Origin of the sequence: Sphingobium sp. 22B, from assembly GCF_001580035.1 — a bacterium.
In the GTDB taxonomy this organism is placed as follows: domain Bacteria; phylum Pseudomonadota; class Alphaproteobacteria; order Sphingomonadales; family Sphingomonadaceae; genus Sphingobium; species Sphingobium fuliginis.
Map to the genome: position 1 here is coordinate 1 of NZ_LTAB01000082.1, position 594 is coordinate 594.

2 protein-coding genes are annotated in these 594 nt (G+C 47.1%); one reads left to right on the forward strand and one right to left on the reverse strand.

The window, feature by feature from the left end:
* A partial coding sequence (locus tag A0J57_RS27090) for a hypothetical protein (protein WP_235600960.1) occupies positions 1–206 on the forward strand: 206 nt, incomplete at its 5' end.
* Between the two features lie 144 nt (positions 207–350).
* Here A0J57_RS27090 and A0J57_RS27095 read toward each other — a convergent pair.
* Positions 351–594, reverse strand: a 244-nt coding sequence (locus A0J57_RS27095) for a hypothetical protein (protein WP_235600961.1), incomplete at its 5' end; no start/stop codon positions are given.

The following is a 594-nucleotide window of genomic DNA, read 5'->3' on the forward strand; positions in this document are numbered from 1 at the left end:
TGTATAAGAGACAGTTGCTCGACCGATTATCAGACGTTGAATCTCAGCTCAAGCAGGCCCAAACGGATTTGCAGGGAGCGAATTGGCGCAATGGTTATCTTGAATCGCAGGTAGAAAATCACCGCGAGCAAATCAAATTGCTCACTGATAGCCAACACAAACCAAAGTGGTGGCATCGCATTCGATCTTGGATCGCTGGACAGTAATTGTTTGCCGTCGTAAACTTTTGGCCAGTGCAATCATGCACTATATATGGTGGCGCGCTTATGTATATAGAGGTCTTTATTCGCTAACAAAAAACGCCGCTAAAGCGGCGCAAATTTGCTGATAACCACGGCAACGCCGGGCATTTATCGGTATTCAGACTGGAGAACAGGTTTTAACTTGGCGGTTGAACCCTCAATGCAGGAAGAATAACCCGAGACATCCGGCCGCGTCAACATGCCTTTCAGGTAGACCGTGACCGGARKTTTTGCTTTAGCCGAGATCCCGTCAGAGTCCGGGATCAAAAATAAATTTTCAGCGCAGGAAATGCAGAGCATTTTTTGTTCGCTATTTTTGCGGCGGGACATATTGATATGCAAGCTGCCGAAC